12 protein-coding genes are annotated in these 15,196 nt (G+C 60.8%); 2 read left to right on the forward strand and 10 right to left on the reverse strand.

Translation table 11 applies throughout. The features are described 5' to 3' along the window. Positions 1 to 19 precede the first annotated feature (19 nt). From Q7C20_RS09400 to Q7C20_RS09445, 10 genes are all read right to left on the reverse strand, one after another. Positions 20 to 640 (reverse strand): TetR/AcrR family transcriptional regulator, encoded by a 621-nt coding sequence (locus tag Q7C20_RS09400; protein ID WP_348056083.1) that lies wholly within the window; start codon positions 638 to 640, stop codon positions 20 to 22. Positions 641 to 667: 27 nt separating this feature from the next. After that, a complete protein-coding gene (gene phaC, locus Q7C20_RS09405) occupies positions 668 to 2,350 on the reverse strand; it encodes a class II poly(R)-hydroxyalkanoic acid synthase (RefSeq protein ID WP_375066880.1) in 1,683 nt (560 codons plus the stop codon). Positions 2,351 to 2,450: 100 nt separating this feature from the next. Further along, positions 2,451 to 3,296, reverse strand: a complete 846-nt coding sequence (gene phaZ / locus Q7C20_RS09410; RefSeq protein WP_348056081.1) for a poly(3-hydroxyalkanoate) depolymerase — start codon at positions 3,294 to 3,296, stop codon at positions 2,451 to 2,453. Between the two features lie 157 nt (positions 3,297 to 3,453). Beyond that, on the reverse strand, positions 3,454 to 5,133 hold the full coding sequence (gene phaC, locus Q7C20_RS09415) for a class II poly(R)-hydroxyalkanoic acid synthase (protein WP_375066882.1): 1,680 nt from the start codon (positions 5,131 to 5,133) through the stop codon (positions 3,454 to 3,456). 251 nt (positions 5,134 to 5,384) lie between these two features. After that, positions 5,385 to 5,762 (reverse strand): DUF971 domain-containing protein, encoded by a 378-nt coding sequence (locus Q7C20_RS09420; RefSeq protein ID WP_348056078.1) that lies wholly within the window; start codon positions 5,760 to 5,762, stop codon positions 5,385 to 5,387. A gap of 161 nt (positions 5,763 to 5,923) precedes the next feature. Further along, positions 5,924 to 7,261, reverse strand: coding sequence for an ATP-dependent protease ATPase subunit HslU (gene hslU / locus Q7C20_RS09425; protein ID WP_348056076.1), 1,338 nt, complete (start codon positions 7,259 to 7,261; stop codon positions 5,924 to 5,926). Between the two features lie 36 nt (positions 7,262 to 7,297). Then, on the reverse strand, positions 7,298 to 7,828 hold the full coding sequence (gene hslV / locus Q7C20_RS09430; protein ID WP_017738857.1) for an ATP-dependent protease subunit HslV: 531 nt from the start codon (positions 7,826 to 7,828) through the stop codon (positions 7,298 to 7,300). Between the two features lie 257 nt (positions 7,829 to 8,085). Beyond that, entirely contained in the window at positions 8,086 to 8,787 is a 702-nt protein-coding gene (locus Q7C20_RS09435) for an SPOR domain-containing protein (RefSeq protein ID WP_348056073.1), read from the reverse strand. Position 8,788: 1 nt separating this feature from the next. Further along, positions 8,789 to 10,525, reverse strand: coding sequence for an arginine--tRNA ligase (gene argS, locus Q7C20_RS09440; RefSeq protein ID WP_375066887.1), 1,737 nt, complete (start codon positions 10,523 to 10,525; stop codon positions 8,789 to 8,791). Positions 10,526 to 10,729: 204 nt separating this feature from the next. Next, positions 10,730 to 12,949 carry a primosomal protein N' gene (locus tag Q7C20_RS09445; RefSeq protein ID WP_348056069.1) on the reverse strand — a complete coding sequence of 740 codons (2,220 nt, stop codon included), beginning with the start codon at positions 12,947 to 12,949 and terminating at the stop codon, positions 10,730 to 10,732. 376 nt (positions 12,950 to 13,325) lie between these two features. Here Q7C20_RS09445 and rpmE point away from each other — a divergent pair, with 376 nt between their 5' ends. Both rpmE and Q7C20_RS09455 read left to right on the forward strand, forming a co-directional pair. Continuing rightward, on the forward strand, positions 13,326 to 13,562 hold the full coding sequence (gene rpmE, locus Q7C20_RS09450) for a 50S ribosomal protein L31 (protein WP_348056067.1): 237 nt from the start codon (positions 13,326 to 13,328) through the stop codon (positions 13,560 to 13,562). A 288-nt stretch (positions 13,563 to 13,850) separates the two neighbouring features. Then, the gene (locus Q7C20_RS09455; protein WP_375066890.1) at positions 13,851 to 15,119 is read left to right on the forward strand and encodes a malic enzyme-like NAD(P)-binding protein; all 1,269 of its coding nucleotides are present in this window, start codon (positions 13,851 to 13,853) and stop codon (positions 15,117 to 15,119) included. The last annotated feature ends 77 nt before the right edge of the window (positions 15,120 to 15,196 follow it).

Genomic DNA, 15,196 nt, shown 5'->3' on the forward strand with positions numbered 1-15,196 from the left:
CAACAGCCCTCCCACATTTTTAATCCGCGTCATCCAGATATTTCAGCGCGAACTTCTCGGTCGCCAGTCTCGCCGGCAACAACAAATGCGGCGCCACCAGCATCATGATCTGGTACACCACTACCCGCACTTCGCCCTCACGGTCCAGAACCCGCTGATAGTCCAGGGAAAACAGCAACGTCAGGGTGATTTGCTCCACCAATTGCCCCAACGCCTGAGTGCCACTGACCAATTGCCCCGAGGCTTTCAACCGCGCGAGCAACGAGGCGAGCGTACGCTTGAGCGCCGTCAGCAGGTGGCGAATGCCCTTGGCCAGCTTCGGCAGGCGCCCCGCCAGGTTCGACAGGTCCTGAAACAGAAAGCGGTAATGGGCCATGCGCTCGACGATCAGGTGCAGGAACAGCCAGTAATCCTCAGGCTTCAACTGCGCATCCGCCGGCGGGTCGAGCAGCGGCGCCAGTTCACACTGAAAGCGCTCGAACAAGCCGAGCACCAGCGGCTCCTTGCCATGGAAGTGGTAGTAAAGGTTGCCGGGGCTGATCCCCATTTCATTGGCCACCTCCATGGTCGACACGTTCGGTTCGCCCTTGTGGTTGAACAACTGCAGGGCACATTCAAGGATTCGGTCGCGGGTCTTCATCCAGTCTTCTTAATGTGATCGTTGAGCTCAGCGCACCCGCACATACGTGCCCGGCGCCGCTTCCATCGGTGGGTAGTTCTGGTTGCCCAGTGCGGTGAGGGTTTCGCGTTGCGTGCCCGAGCGCTGTTGAATCCACGCCAGCCATTGCGGCCACCAACTGCCCTCGACGTGGCTGGCGTCGTAATACCAGGCGCGCGGGTCGCTGCTCAGCCTGGGGTTTTCGACGTAGTTGGCCTTGGGGTTGCCCGGCGGGTTGAGAATGCTCTGCACATGGCCGCTGTTGGACAGCACGAAGCGCTTCTCACCGCCCAGCAGTTGGGTGGAGCGATACACCGCGTCCCACGGCGTGATGTGGTCGTTGATCCCGGCCACGCTGAAGCTGTCCACCGTGACCTTCTGCAAATCGATAGGCGTGCCGCACACCTCCAGGCCGCCGGGATGGCTCAGCGGGTTGTGCTTGAAGAAGTCCAGCAAGTCGCCATGCAGTGCGGCGGGCAGGCGCGTGTTGTCGTTGTTCCAGTACAGGATGTCGAAGGCCGGCGGCTCCTTGCCCAGCAGGTAGTTGTTGATCCAGTAATTCCAGATCAGGTCATTGGGGCGCATCCAGGCGAACACCTTGGCCATGTCGCGACCGTCCAGCACGCCTTGCTGATAAGACCGGCGCTTGGCGGATTCGAGGGTTTGCTCATCGGCGAACAGCGTGGCCGGGCTGTCGATCTGGCTGTCCAGCAGGCTTACCAGATAGCTGGCGCTGGAGACGCGCCGCAGTTGGCGCTTGGCCTGCAAATGACCCTGCAGCGCGGCGATGGTCAGGCCGCCGGCGCAGGCGCCCATCAGGTTGACCTCACGGGCTCCGGTAATTGCCCGGCACACGTTGAGCGCTTCTTCCAGCGCTGCCACATAAGTGGACAGGCCCCATTCGCGGTGACGCACGTCCGGGTTGCGCCAGCTGACCATAAACGTCTGCAGGCCATTCTTGAGTGCGTACTGCACAAAGCTGTTGGCCGGGCTCAGGTCAAAAATGTAGTACTTGTTGATTTGCGGCGGCACGATCAGCAGTGGCTTGGCGTACTGTTTTTCGCTCATGGGCTTGTACTGGATCAGTTCCAGCAACTCGTTGCGAAACACCACCGAGCCTGGCGTAGTCGCCACCGTCTTGCCGACTTCAAACGCGTGCTTGCTGACCTGGCGTGGCAGGCCGTTGTTGTGCAGCAGGTCATCAAACAAGTTGCTGACGCCGCGCACCACGCTGTTGCCGCCCGAGTTGAGCAGTTCCTTGATCGCCAGCGGGTTGAGCAGGGTATTGGACGGCGACACCGCATCGTTGAGCAACGAGAAAGCAAACTGCGCGCGGGCCCGGTCATCCGCGTTGAGGGTGCTGTCGTCGATCCAGTGCCGCGTTTGTTTCTGCCAGCTTAAATACGCCTGCAGACTGCGGCGGTACAGCGGGTTGAGTGCCCACGTCGGGTCTCTGAAGCGGCCGTCGCTGGGGTTGGGTTCATGCACGGTTTCGCCCAGCAGTACGCGGCCCAATTGGCCGCCGAGCGCCAAGGCGTGACGGGCAGTGTGCACCGGGTTGCGCAGGCTGTGGGCGGCGACGCTGCGCAGGGTCGACAGCAAGTCCCGACCCCGCAGGCCGGTGATCGCGTTTTGCGCATTGATGAACGCGGCAGGGGTGGGCGCCGGGTTCGTCACGGGTCTTTCTCGCATGAGCCAACACTCCTTCGTCAAGCCATCAACGGGCACGCCAATCCAGAACCATAGTCGGTTTTGCCAGAGTTGCGCGGTGGGTCATCCTGACCCTGAACCTCTACAACGCGGGTCGCGGGTGAATCACCGCGCGCAGGCGCTCCTCCTCGAGAAACTTCATGATGATCGGCGCCACAGCCTCGGCCCGAGTGATCAGGAACAGGTGGCCGTCATCGATGATGTGCAACTGCGCGTTGGGAATGCGCCAGGCGAGCATGCGCATGTTGATCAGCGGGATCAGCGGGTCGTCGTCCCCGGCCAGCACCAGGGTTGGCTGACGGATCTTGTGCAGCCAGTGGATGCTGGTCCAGCCCAGCCCGGCGAACAGCTGCCAGTAGTAACCCAGCTTGCCCGCCGAGCGCACTTTGCTGGCGTGTTCGGCGGCAAGTTTCGAGTCACGGCGGAACGAGCCGCCATAAATCATCGGCGCAATGCGCACCACGTGGGACGGCTGGATGTAGCGGCGGGGGCTCGCCATCAGCCACAGCACTTTCGGCTTGCCCGGCACCATCACCGCACCGGCCGCCGTGGCCGCCAGGATGAGTTTTTTGCAGCGTTCCGGGTAGTCGTAGGCAAACTGCTGCGCCAGCGCGCCGCCCCACGACACGCCCACCGCATTCACCTGGCCGTAGTCCAGGTAATCGAGCATGCGCGCGGTGAGTTTGGCCAGACCGGGGAATCGATAGGGTCGGTTGGGCGTCGAGGAACCGCCCACGCCCGGCACATCGAAGGCGATCACTTCCAGGTCCGGGTCCAGTGCCTGGACGAACGGAAACACCAGCTCAAGGTTGGCGCCGATGCCATTGAAGATCAGCAGCGGCGTTAAATGAGGCTTGCCCGGGCGTACCGCCGTGCGGAGGGTCTGGCCATCCAGGTCGATGGTACGGAAGATGAACGGTTGCGGCATGGGCTTACCCTGCGAAATGGCGCACTATTTCCCTGCGGGAACACGGTTTATGTGGGAGCTGGCTTGCCTGCGATAGCAATCTGTCAGTTAGCTCATTTTCCAGCTGACCCACCGCAATCGCAGGCAAGCCAGCTCCCACATTTGATCTCATTCCAGCCTACCTTTCGTGAACGTATGTACCCGGCGCCGCCTCACCGGCGGTATAGGTTTTATTACCCAAGCTCGTAGGTGCTTTCTTCAACTTGCCCGCTCGCTCCGCCTGCCACACTTGCCAGTGCAGCCACCACGAGTCGGTGTGCTTGGTGGCATTCTCCTGCCAGTCCAACGGCTTCGCCGCCAGGCTGTCGCTGGTCTGATAACGTGCCTTGGGGTTGCCCGGCGGGTTGAGGATGCTCTGGATATGCCCGCTGCTGGACAACACAAACTCCACCTTGCCGCCAAACAATTGCGCCGATTTGTAGCAAGACTGCCAGGGCGTGATGTGGTCGTTGGTGCCGGCCAGTGAATAGATATCGGCCGTGACCTGCTTGAGATCGATCGGCGTGCCGCACACTTCCAGCGCGTTGGCGCGTACCAGCGGGTTGTTCTTGAACAGCTCGATCAGGTCGCCATGGAACGCGGCCGGAAGGCGCGTGGTGTCGTTGTTCCAGAACAGGATGTCAAACACCGGCGGCTCGTTGCCCAGCAGGTAGTTGTTGACCCAGTAGTTCCAGATCAAGTCATTGGGGCGCATCCAGGCGAACACCTTCGCCATGTCGCGGCCTTCGAGTACGCCCGCCTGGTAAGAATGGCGCTTGGCGGCTTCCAGGGTCTGCTCGTCGACGAACAGCGCCACCTGAGTGTCCAGCGTCGTGTCCAGCACGCTCACCAGCAGGGTCAGGGCGTTGACCTTTTTCTCGCCGATTGCCGCGTAGTGCCCCAGCAGTGCGGTACAGGTGATACCGCCGGAGCAGGCGCCGAGCATGTTGATGTCTTTGCTGCCGGTAATCGCCGTGACCACATCCACCGCTTCTTTCAGCGCCTCGATATAGGTCGACAGGCCCCACTCGCGCTGGGCCTTGGTCGGGTTGCGCCAACTGACGATGAACGTTTGCTGGCCATTGCGCAGGCAAAAGCGCGCCAGGCTCTTTTCCGGGCTCAGGTCGAATACATAGAATTTGTTGATCTGCGGCGGCACCACCAGCAAGGGGCGCTCGTGCACTTGCTCGGTGATCGGCTTGTACTGGATCAGCTCCAGCACGTCGTTGCGAAACACCACGGCGCCTTCGGTGGTGCCCAGGCTTTTGCCGACTTCAAAGGCGCCCATGTTGACCTGGCTCGGCATGCCGCCGTTGTGCACCATGTCCTTGGCCAGATGAGAGAGGCCGTCGAGCAAACTTTTGCCGCCGGTTTCAAAGAAGCGTTTGACCGCCGCCGGGTTGGCCGCGCTGTTGGTGGGGGCCATGGCTTCGGTCATCAGGTTGATCACGAAGTGGCCGCGGCTGATGTCCTGTGCCGACAGGTTGCTGTCGCCGATCCAGTCGTGCAGTTCCTTGCGCCACGCCAGATAGGTTTGCAAATAGCGTTTGTAGAGCGGGTTCTGGCTCCACGCCGGGTCCTGGAAGCGACGGTCGTCGCCCTCGGGCACCAGCTGTGATTTGCCGAACATCACATTCTTCAACTCGACGCCAAAGTGGGCGACGTGCTTGACGCTGTGCAGCGGTTGTTTGATGGCTTGGGTCAGCACCATCTTCGCCGAAGCGAGCAAATCCTTTTTTCGTAACGCGATGATCGGGTTCAGCCCCAGGGTGTTTTCCGAGGCCTGGCGTTTCAAGTCATCGTTATTCTTGTTACTCATCTACGACGCTCCATTGTCCGAAAGACGAGTACCGGGTACCGCTGTGCACCCCTAATTTCGATACACAACACAAGCCAGGTACTGCAACTCGGGTGACCGTTAATACCGCATCGTCAAATGCAGGGAACTTGCCAGTTCCATTGGTTACCCGAGTTTAATTTTTTTCGCAAGCGGGCCAATCGTTGGCCACGGCAAGGGGCATTCAAGCAGATGAAATTAGAAAATGCCCTCTAAAGAGCGAGAAGCCCTGACTAGAGCATCAGCCGCACGACCGACTGGCTCGGGTCGCGGGTTTTACCGGCGGCCTTGAGTTCGGCCAGGTAGTCGGCCCACAGCGCGTCCTGACGCACGGCCAATTGGTAGAGGTAGTCCCAGGTGAACAGGCCGCTGTCATGCCCGTCGTCGAAGGTCAATTTCAGTGCGTACTGACCGGCCGGTTCTATCTTGGTCAAGCGGACGTTGAGCTTGCCGAATTGCAGGATCGGTTTGCCGTGGCCCTGGACCTCGGCGGAAGGGGAGTGGGTGCGCAGCAGTTCGGCGGGGAGCTGGTAGGTTTCATCGGGCCCGTAGGTGAGGCCGAGGGTGTTGGAGGTTTTGTGCAGGTTTACGGCTGTGGGAAATTTCGACATGGGAGACCCGCCCGAAAATGATCCTGAAGGAACCGGCTTAAAACTGTGGGAGCGGGCTTGCTCGCGAATGCGGTGTGTCAGTATCAGATGGGCTGACTGATACACCGCATTCGCGAGCAAGCCCGCTCCCACATTTAAAGCAAAGCGGTCCTGCGTGAGACCTACAGGATATAACGAGACAGATCTTCGTTCTGCGCCAATTCGCCCAGGTGGCCGTTCACGTACTCAGCATCGATCTTGATCGCTTCGCCATTCTGCGCGCCGGCCATGTCGCCAGCGCTGAAGGACACTTCCTCGAGCAAGCGCTCAAGCAGCGTGTGCAGACGACGCGCACCGATGTTCTCGGTCTTCTCGTTGACCTGCCAGGCAATCTCCGCCAGACGTTTGATACCGTCCGGCAAAAACTCGATGGCCAGGCCTTCGGTTTTCAACAGCTCACGGTACTGTTCGGTGAGCGAGGCGTGCGGCTCGCTGAGGATGCGCTCGAAGTCGCCCGGGGTCAGCGCCTTGAGTTCCACGCGAATCGGCAGACGGCCTTGCAGCTCCGGCACCAGGTCGCTTGGCTTGCTCAGGTGGAACGCACCGGAGGCGATAAACAGGATGTGGTCGGTCTTGACCATGCCCAGCTTGGTGTTCACGGTGCAGCCTTCGATCAGCGGCAGCAGGTCGCGCTGCACGCCTTCGCGGGACACATCAACGCCGCCGGAATTGCCGCGCTTGGCCACTTTGTCGATCTCATCGATAAACACGATGCCATGCTGCTCAACTGCTTCCAGGGCCTTGGCCTTGAGTTCTTCCTCATTCACCAGGCGCCCGGCTTCTTCGTCGCGCACCAGTTTCAGCGCTTCCTTGACCTTGAGCTTGCGGCTTTTCTTCTTGCCCTTGCCCATGTTGGCGAACAGGTTCTGCAACTGGCTGGTCATTTCTTCCATGCCAGGCGGCGCGGAGATATCGACGCCGGACACCTCGGCCACTTCGATCTCGATTTCCTTGTCATCCAGCTGGCCTTCGCGCAGGCGCTTGCGGAACAGCTGGCGGGTGTTGGAATCCGAGGCCGGTGCGGCGTCTTCGTTGAAACCCATGCGCGCCGGTGGCAGCAGGGCGTCGAGGATGCGGTCTTCGGCGGCGTCTTCAGCGCGGTGGCTGACCTTGGTCATTTCCTGTTCGCGCAGCAGTTTCAAGGCAGCGTCGGCGAGGTCGCGAATGATCGACTCGACGTCGCGGCCCACGTAGCCCACTTCGGTGAACTTGGTGGCTTCGACTTTGATGAACGGTGCGTTGGCCAATTTGGCCAGGCGCCGGGCGATTTCGGTTTTACCGACACCGGTCGGGCCGATCATCAGGATGTTCTTGGGCGTTACTTCAACGCGCAGTTCTTCCGGCAGTTGCATCCGGCGCCAGCGGTTACGCAGCGCAATGGCAACGGCACGCTTGGCATCGTCCTGGCCGATGATATGGCGATTAAGTTCATGGACGATTTCGCGGGGAGTCATGGACATAGTTTTTGGCGGCCTCAAGCGGAATAAGCCTACGGCTTACTCGGCGAGGTCCTGCTCCTCAATGGTCAGATTGTGGTTGGTGAACACGCAAATATCGCCAGCGATGCCAAGGGCAGTCTCAACGATTTCCCGGGCCGACAGGTCGGTTTTCTTCAACAGTGCGCTGGCGGCTGCTTGTGCATAACCACCGCCGGAACCCATGGCGATCAAGCCGTTTTCCGGTTCAACCACATCGCCGTTGCCGGTAATGATCAGGGAAGCGTCTTTGTTGGCCACTGCAAGCATAGCTTCCAGACGGCTGAGGGAACGGTCGGTGCGCCATTCTTTGGCGAGTTCGACCGCGGCGCGTACAAGGTGGCCCTGGTGTTTTTCCAGCTGGCCCTCGAAACGCTCAAAGAGGGTGAAGGCGTCGGCGGTAGCGCCGGCAAAACCCGCGAGAACCTGGCCGTGGTACAGGCGACGAACTTTTTTCGCGTTGCCTTTCATCACGGTGTTGCCAAGAGAAACCTGGCCGTCGCCGCCCATGACGACTTTGCCGTGGCGACGTACTGAAACGATGGTGGTCAAGGGGAGAGTCTCCACGCAGCGGGGCGAAAATGCCCTGATGGAAACAGATATGGGGGTGGTGGGGGGGATTTCAACTGTAGGACAGTAGGGGGGACGAGTGGCGTTTGTGCATCAGACTCGGTCCTGAGAGCGCTGGAAATCAAATGTGGGAGCGGGCTTGCTCGCGAATGCGGTGTGTCAGTCGCCGAAAATACTGACTGATCTACCGCATTCGCGAGCACGCCCGCTCCCACATTTTGATCACTGTTGACTGTGAATCAGCGGCTCTGGCGTTGTTGTAATAACAGGTTGCTAAACCCTGCACCCGCCAATTGCTTCTGCGCCACGGTCAGCTGTTCACGGTTGCTGAACGGCCCCACCAACACGCGATACCAGGTCGCATCTTTCACCGTGCCAGACTCAACCGTCACCGCCTGGCCCAGCAAAATGATCTGCGCACGCACACGGTCCGCGTCCGCCTGTTTCGGGAACGAGCCCGCCTGCAGGAAGAACTTGGTCACCGGCGCTGCCTTGGTAGTGGCTACCGGCGGCGGTGGCGGCGGGGTGATCCCGGCCAAAGCCGCTTGCGCACGCGCGGTGTCGATTTTCGCCGCTTCCGCTGGCGTCACCGGGGTGGTCGGCACTTGTGGCGTCGGCAGGGTTTTCTCCGGCACGGCGTCAGGCGGCACGATCACTTCCGATTCCGGCAGCAGCGTGTAGAAGTCGTATTTCGGCTTCACGGGGGCGGTCGGGCTTGGCGGCGTCTTGTTGGCTTCAGCCATTTTCGTGGCTTTCTGCTGCTCTTGCTTGACGCGTTTGACGTCATCGCCTTTGCCCGGCTCCAGCTTCATCAGGATCACGACAAACGCACCGACCGCCAGGCCGATGGCCATCCACAACCAGCCCGGAATCGGTTTTTTCGCCGGGGCCTGGTAGCGGCTGGCGCCGCGCTTAGGTGCAGGTTTTTTCTTGGCAGCCAACTTACATACGCTCCAGGGTTTCCAGGCCTAACAATTCCAGGCCTTGCTTGAGGGTCCGTCCAGCCAGTGCGGCGAGGCGCAGACGACTGTGCTTTTGAGCTTCGTCGTCGGCAGTGAGGATCGGGCAGTTCTCGTAGAAGCTGGAGAACAGGCCCGCGACTTCGTACAAATAGGTGCAGAGGATATGCGGCGTGCCTTTCTCGCTGACGCTGTTCAGCACTTCGCCGAACTGCGCCAGTTTGGCCGCCAGTTCCTGTTCATGCGGGGCTTGCAGGTTGATCTGGCCTTCAACTTCGCTGAAGTCCTTGCCCAGCTTGCGGAACACACCGGCCACGCGGGTGTAGGCATACAACAGGTACGGCGCGGTGTTGCCTTCAAAGTTGAGCATCAGATCGAAGTTGAAGCTGTAGTCGCTGGTGCGGTGCTTGGACAGGTCAGCGTATTTCACCGCGCCAATCCCCACCACGCGAGCGATGTTACGCAGGTCGGCCTCGGCCAGCTCCGGGTTCTTTTCCTTCACCAGGCTGTAGGCGCGGTCCTGGGCTTCGGTCAGCAGGTCGATCAGCTTCACGGTGCCGCCGTCGCGGGTTTTGAACGGGCGGCCATCGGCGCCGTTCATGGTGCCAAAGCCCATGTGTTCCATGTGCATCGGGTGAGTGACGAAACCGGCGCGGCGCGCCACTTCGAACACTTGCTGGAAGTGCAAGGCCTGGCGCTGATCGACGAAATACAGCGCACGGTCCGCCTTCAGCACGCCACTGCGGTAGCGCACGGCCGCCAGGTCAGTGGTGGCGTAGAGGTAGCCGCCATCGGCCTTGACGATGATCACCGGCAGCGGCTCGCCGTCGGCAGTCTTGAATTCTTCGAGGAACACGCACTGCGCGCCGTTGCTCTCCACCAGCAGGCCCTTGGCCTTGAGGTCGTTGACCACGTTGACCAGGTCGTCGTTGTAGGCGCTTTCGCCCATTACGTCGGCCATGGTCAATTTAACGTTGAGCAGTTCGTAGATTTCCTGGCAGTGAGACAGGGATATTTCGCGGAAGCGACCCCACAGCTCCAGGCATTCCTCGTCGCCGGCTTGCAGCTTGACCACCAGGCCACGGGCGCGGTCGGCAAATTCTTCGGATTCGTCGAAGCGCTTCTTCGCGGCGCGGTAGAAGTTTTCCAGGTCCGCCAGCTCGTTGCTGGTGATCGGGTTTTCTTGCAGGTAGGCCATCAGCATGCCGAACTGGGTGCCCCAGTCGCCCACGTGGTTCTGACGGATGACGGTGTCGCCGAGGAATTCCAGCACGCGGGCCACGCCATCGCCAATGATGGTCGAACGCAGGTGGCCCACGTGCATTTCTTTGGCCAGGTTGGGCGCCGACAGGTCGACGACCACCCGTTGTGCGTCACCCGACTTGCGTGCGCCGATCCTGGCATCGGCCAGGGCGGCGTCCAGGCGCGACGCAAGGGCCTGGGTGTTCTGGAAGAAGTTGATAAACCCCGGGCCGGCGATTTCGGCTTTGGTAACGCTCTCGTCGGCAGGCAGCGCGGCGATGATTTTTTCCGCCAGGTCGCGTGGTTTCATGCCAGCAGGCTTGGACAGCATCATCGCGATGTTGCTGGCGAAGTCGCCGTGAGTCTTGTCGCGAGTGTTTTCCACCTGGATCGCCGGCGTCAGGCCTTCAGGCAACACACCTTCGTTGACGAGTTGGGTGATGGCTTGTTGGATCAGCTGGCGAATGGTGTCTTTCATGGTGTTCTCTTTCGACCGCAAGCGGCGGCGCGCGATGCGCAGGTGGAAAAACTGGGCATTATCCGTGGGGAGGGCGGGCTTGCCAACCGTTCAGACCAGATGGCGGACCTGCGGGCCTCATCGCGGGCAAGCCCGCTCCCACATTTAAGGGTGTTTACATTTCAAAATGTGGGCGCTGGCTTGCCTGCGATGGCAATTTAATGATCAGTACAAATCCACCGGGTCCACATCCAGTGACCATCGCACTTGTCGCCCGCCCGGCATTTGCTCCAGCGCAAGCAACCAGCTACTTAATAGCCGGTGCAGCGGCGCGCGGGAGGTGGCCTGCAAGAGTAGCTGAGCGCGATAACGCCCGGCGCGGCGCTCCATGGGTGCAGGCACCGGGCCGAGCAATTCGATGCCGGTCAGGCCCAGTTCACCCAATAAACGTTCGGCGGCGCTGCATGCCTCATCCAGAAAACCTTCGGCCTGCCCGGGTTTATGGGCTTCGGCGCGCAGCAGTGCCAAGTGGGAAAAGGGCGGCAAACCAGCAGAGCGACGTTCGCTCAAGGCTTGTTCGGCGAAGGCAAAGTAACCTTGCTCTGTGAGCTGAATCAGCAGCGGGTGGTCGGCCAGGTGCGTCTGGATAATCACTCGGCCCGGCTCTTCGGCACGCCCGGCGCGGCCTGCGACCTGCACGATCAGCTGCGCCATGCGCTCACTGGCGCGGAAATCACCGGAAAACAAGCCGCCGTCGGCATCCAGAATCGACACCAGCGTCACCCGTGGAAAATGGTGCCCTTTGGCAAGCATCTGCGTGCCCACCAGAATGCACGGCTGGCCTTTCTGGATGGTGGCGAACAACTGGTTCATCGCGTCTTTGCGCGAGGTGCTGTCGCGATCGACCCGCAGCACCGGGTAATCCGGGAACAAGATACCCAGGCGTTCTTCGGCGCGCTCGGTGCCCGCGCCTACGGGGCGCAAATCGACCTTGCCGCATTGCGGGCAATGGCGCGGCACCCGCTCCACATGGCCGCAATGGTGGCAGCGCAACTCGCCGTGGCGCTGGTGCACGGTCATGCGCGCATCGCAGCGCTCGCACTCCGACATCCAGCCGCAGTCATGGCACAGCAGCGTCGGCGCAAAACCCCGGCGGTTGAGAAACACCAGCACTTGCTGGCCGGCGGCGAGGGTTTGGCCGATGGCCTGTTGCATCGGCCCGGAAATACCGCTGTCCAGCGGACGGCTTTTTACATCCAGGCGCAGGAAACGCGGTTGTTTGGCGCCGCCGGCACGCTCGTTCAGGCGCAGCAGGCCATAGCGCCCGGTGTAGGCGTTATGCAGGCTTTCCAGTGAGGGCGTGGCCGACCCCAGCACAATCGGGATGTCTTCCTGGCGCGCGCGCACCAGCGCCAGGTCGCGGGCGTGATAGCGCAGGCCTTCCTGCTGTTTATACGAGCCGTCGTGCTCTTCGTCGATGATGATCAGCCCGGGATTTTTCATCGGGGTGAACAGCGCCGAACGGGTGCCGATAATAATGTCGGCCTCGCCATCGCGCGCCGCCAGCCAGGATTCCAGGCGTTCACGGTCATTGACCGCCGAATGCACCAAGGCGATGCGCGCGTTAAAGCGCTGTTCGAAACGCGCCAGGGTTTGCGGGCCGAGGTTGATCTCGGGGATCAGCACCAGCGCCTGTTTACCGGCCTGCAGGGTTTCGCGAATCAGTTGTAAATAAACTTCGGTCTTGCCACTGCCGGTGACGCCCGCCAGCAGGAACGCGTGGAAACTGTCGAAACCGGCGCGAATGGCCTCGTAAGCCGCGCGTTGCTCGGGGTTCAGCGGCAATTCGGGCTGGGCCAGCCAGTGTTCGTGGCGTGGGTCCGGTGCGTGCTTGCGGATTTCCACCTGCACCAGGCCTTTGGCGAGTAACAGGTCGAGGCTGTCTTTGCTCAGCATCAGCTTGCTCAATAGCTGATGGGCCACGCCATGGGGGTGCTGGGCCAGAGTTGCCAGGGCCTCACGCTGGCGCGGGGCGCGGGCGATGCGCGGGTCGTCGAGGCGAAAGCCCGGCACGGCGGACCAGAACCGTTCCTGGCGCGCCTCGGCCAGCTCGCCCTGGCGCAGCAGCACCGGCAGCGCCCAACTCAGGGTGTCGCCCAGGCTGTGCTGGTAATACTGGGCGGTCCACAGGCACAGCTTGAACAGTGGGGGCGGCAGCGGCGGCGTCGCGTCGAGGATCGCCAGCGCCGGCTTGAGCTTTTCCGCCGGGACTTCGCTGTGATCGGCGACTTCGACCAAAATGCCGATCATTTCCCGACGGCCGAACGGCACGCGCACACGCATGCCGGGCTGCAACTGCTCGCGCAACACGCCCGCCGGGGCACGGTAATCGAACAAGCGGCGCAGGGGCGAGGGCAGGGCTAGGCGCAAAATGGCGTCGGGCACGCGGGGTCTCATCTATAAAGGCGGGCGATGGTGCAGGGGCGGGAGCCTAGCAGACCTGCGGTGGAGGTGTCCCGTCTGTGGTGTTGGAATCAGATTCTCAGATCAATGCTATCCCCTGTGGGAGCGGGCTTGCTCGCGAATACGGTCAATCAGTCACTATTTTCGGCGACTGAAACACTGCTTTCGCGAGCAAGCCCGCTCCCACAGGGGATATGTAGTGTGTCAGAGGTTTTTCTGATGAAAGGGGCTTATATGTGGGAAAACAGCTGGAAGCGCCGCTTGCGTGATTGCAAAGGTCTGGTAGAATCCGCGGCCTAATTACGTGCGGTATTCGACAATAGTGTCGAGTGGCGGCACGCTAGCCTGAGGAAGTGCCATGAAAGCCGATATCCATCCAGCGTACGAAGTCATCGACGTCACTTGCAGCTGCGGCAACAAGTTCCAGACCCGTTCGAACCTGTGCAAGCCACTGGGTACTGACGTATGCAACGAGTGCCACCCGTTCTACACCGGTAAGCAGAAAACTCTGGACACCGGCGGCCGTGTGCAGCGCTTTGCTGATCGTTTCGGTACTTTCGGCAAAAAACCTGCTGCACCTACTGCAGCAGAGTAAGGCTCAAAAGCCCTCCGGGCTTTTGCAAGCTGATGAAAAAGGCGTCCCTTGTGGACGCCTTTTTTGTACCTGCGATTTGGTCGCAAATCAAAAAAGCCGCTTTTCAATAAAAAATTGTAGACATTTTTTAAGGCAATTGTGAACAGTTGAGCCCTTGTATCCCGTGGCTCTGCACCAAAAGTCGTAGCGCAGGGCCCTTGACACCTGTGACTGCCCAGTCTTGTAGGGACTTTGCGACACGCGTATCCTCGGCGGTCCGTCGACCAACAGTAAAAGCGGAATGCCGATATGTCTGATTTGAAAACTGCCGCTCTCGAATATCATGCCCATCCTCGTCCAGGAAAGCTGAGCGTAGAGCTCACCAAAGCCACTGCCACCGCTCGCGACCTGTCGCTGGCCTACAGCCCTGGCGTTGCCGAGCCCGTACGTGAAATCGCCCGCGACCCTGAACTGGCGTACAAGTACACCGGCAAGGGCAACCTGGTTGCAGTGATTTCCGATGGCACCGCGATTCTCGGCCTGGGCAACCTCGGCCCATTGGCGTCCAAGCCCGTCATGGAAGGTAAGGGCGTGTTGTTCAAGCGCTTTGCCGGCATCGACGTTTTCGACATCGAAGTCGATTCCGAGAGCCCGCAAGCTTTCATCGATACCGTCAAACGCATTTCCATCACCTTCGGTGGCATCAACCTGGAAGACATCAAGGCACCTGAGTGCTTTGAGATCGAAAAGGCCCTGATCGAGCAGTGCGACATCCCGGTATTCCACGATGACCAGCACGGCACCGCAATCGTGACTGCGGCCGGCATGATCAACGCCCTGGAAATCGCTGGCAAAACCCTGGCTGAAGCCAAGATCGTCTGCCTGGGCGCTGGCGCTGCGGCCATCTCCTGCATGAAGCTGATCGTGAGCATGGGCGCCCGGCTTGAAAACATCTACATGGTCGACAGCAAGGGCGTGATCCAGTCCGAGCGTACCGACCTGAACCAGTACAAGGCGATGTTTGCCCATCCGTCTTCCAAGCGCACCCTGGCTGACGCCCTTGACGGTGCAGACGTGTTCGTCGGCCTGTCCGGCCCGAACCTGCTGAGCGCCGAAGGCCTGAAAACCATGGCGGCCAACCCGATCGTGTTCGCCTGCTCCAACCCTGATCCAGAAATCTCTCCGGAACTGGCCCACGCCACCCGTAGCGACGTGATCATGGCCACCGGCCGTTCGGACTACCCGAACCAGGTCAACAACGTGCTGGGCTTCCCGTTCATCTTCCGTGGCGCCCTGGACGTTCGCGCCAAGCGCATCAACGAAGAGATGAAAGTGGCTGCCGCCAACGCCCTGCGTGAACTGGCCAAACTGCCAGTGCCTCAGGACGTGTGCGATGCCTACGGTGGCGGCAAGCTGGAATTCGGTCGTGAGTACATCATCCCGAAACCAATGGATAAGCGCCTGATCACCCTGATCTCCGATGCCGTGGCCAAAGCCGCCATCGAGACCGGCGTGGCCACCCTGCCGTATCCAAAGCACTACCCGCTGCAAAGCGTGGATGATGTGTTCAACGGCTAAGCCGTTGTAGCGCACCAACAAAAAGCCCCGGCTCTCACGAGTCGGGGCTTTTTGTTGTGTGGCGCAAAGCTTAAGGC

It is taken from the genome of Pseudomonas sp. AMR01 (assembly GCF_041946035.1).
GTDB lineage: Bacteria > Pseudomonadota > Gammaproteobacteria > Pseudomonadales > Pseudomonadaceae > Aquipseudomonas > Aquipseudomonas antarctica_B.

What these genes read in the sequence shown, in the direction of transcription:
- Q7C20_RS09400 (WP_348056083.1), bottom strand. Translation starts at nt 640, where the DNA reads ATGAAGACCCGCGACCGAATCCTTGAATGTGCCCTGCAGTTGTTCAAC.
- phaC (WP_375066880.1), bottom strand. Translation starts at nt 2,350, where the DNA reads ATGCGAGAAAGACCCGTGACGAACCCGGCGCCCACCCCTGCCGCGTTC.
- phaZ (WP_348056081.1), bottom strand. Translation starts at nt 3,296, where the DNA reads ATGCCGCAACCGTTCATCTTCCGTACCATCGACCTGGATGGCCAGACC.
- phaC (WP_375066882.1), bottom strand. Translation starts at nt 5,133, where the DNA reads ATGAGTAACAAGAATAACGATGACTTGAAACGCCAGGCCTCGGAAAAC.
- Q7C20_RS09420 (WP_348056078.1), bottom strand. Translation starts at nt 5,762, where the DNA reads ATGTCGAAATTTCCCACAGCCGTAAACCTGCACAAAACCTCCAACACC.
- hslU (WP_348056076.1), bottom strand. Translation starts at nt 7,261, where the DNA reads ATGTCCATGACTCCCCGCGAAATCGTCCATGAACTTAATCGCCATATC.
- argS (WP_375066887.1), bottom strand. Translation starts at nt 10,525, where the DNA reads ATGAAAGACACCATTCGCCAGCTGATCCAACAAGCCATCACCCAACTC.
- rpmE (WP_348056067.1), top strand. Translation starts at nt 13,326, where the DNA reads ATGAAAGCCGATATCCATCCAGCGTACGAAGTCATCGACGTCACTTGC.
- Q7C20_RS09455 (WP_375066890.1), top strand. Translation starts at nt 13,851, where the DNA reads ATGTCTGATTTGAAAACTGCCGCTCTCGAATATCATGCCCATCCTCGT.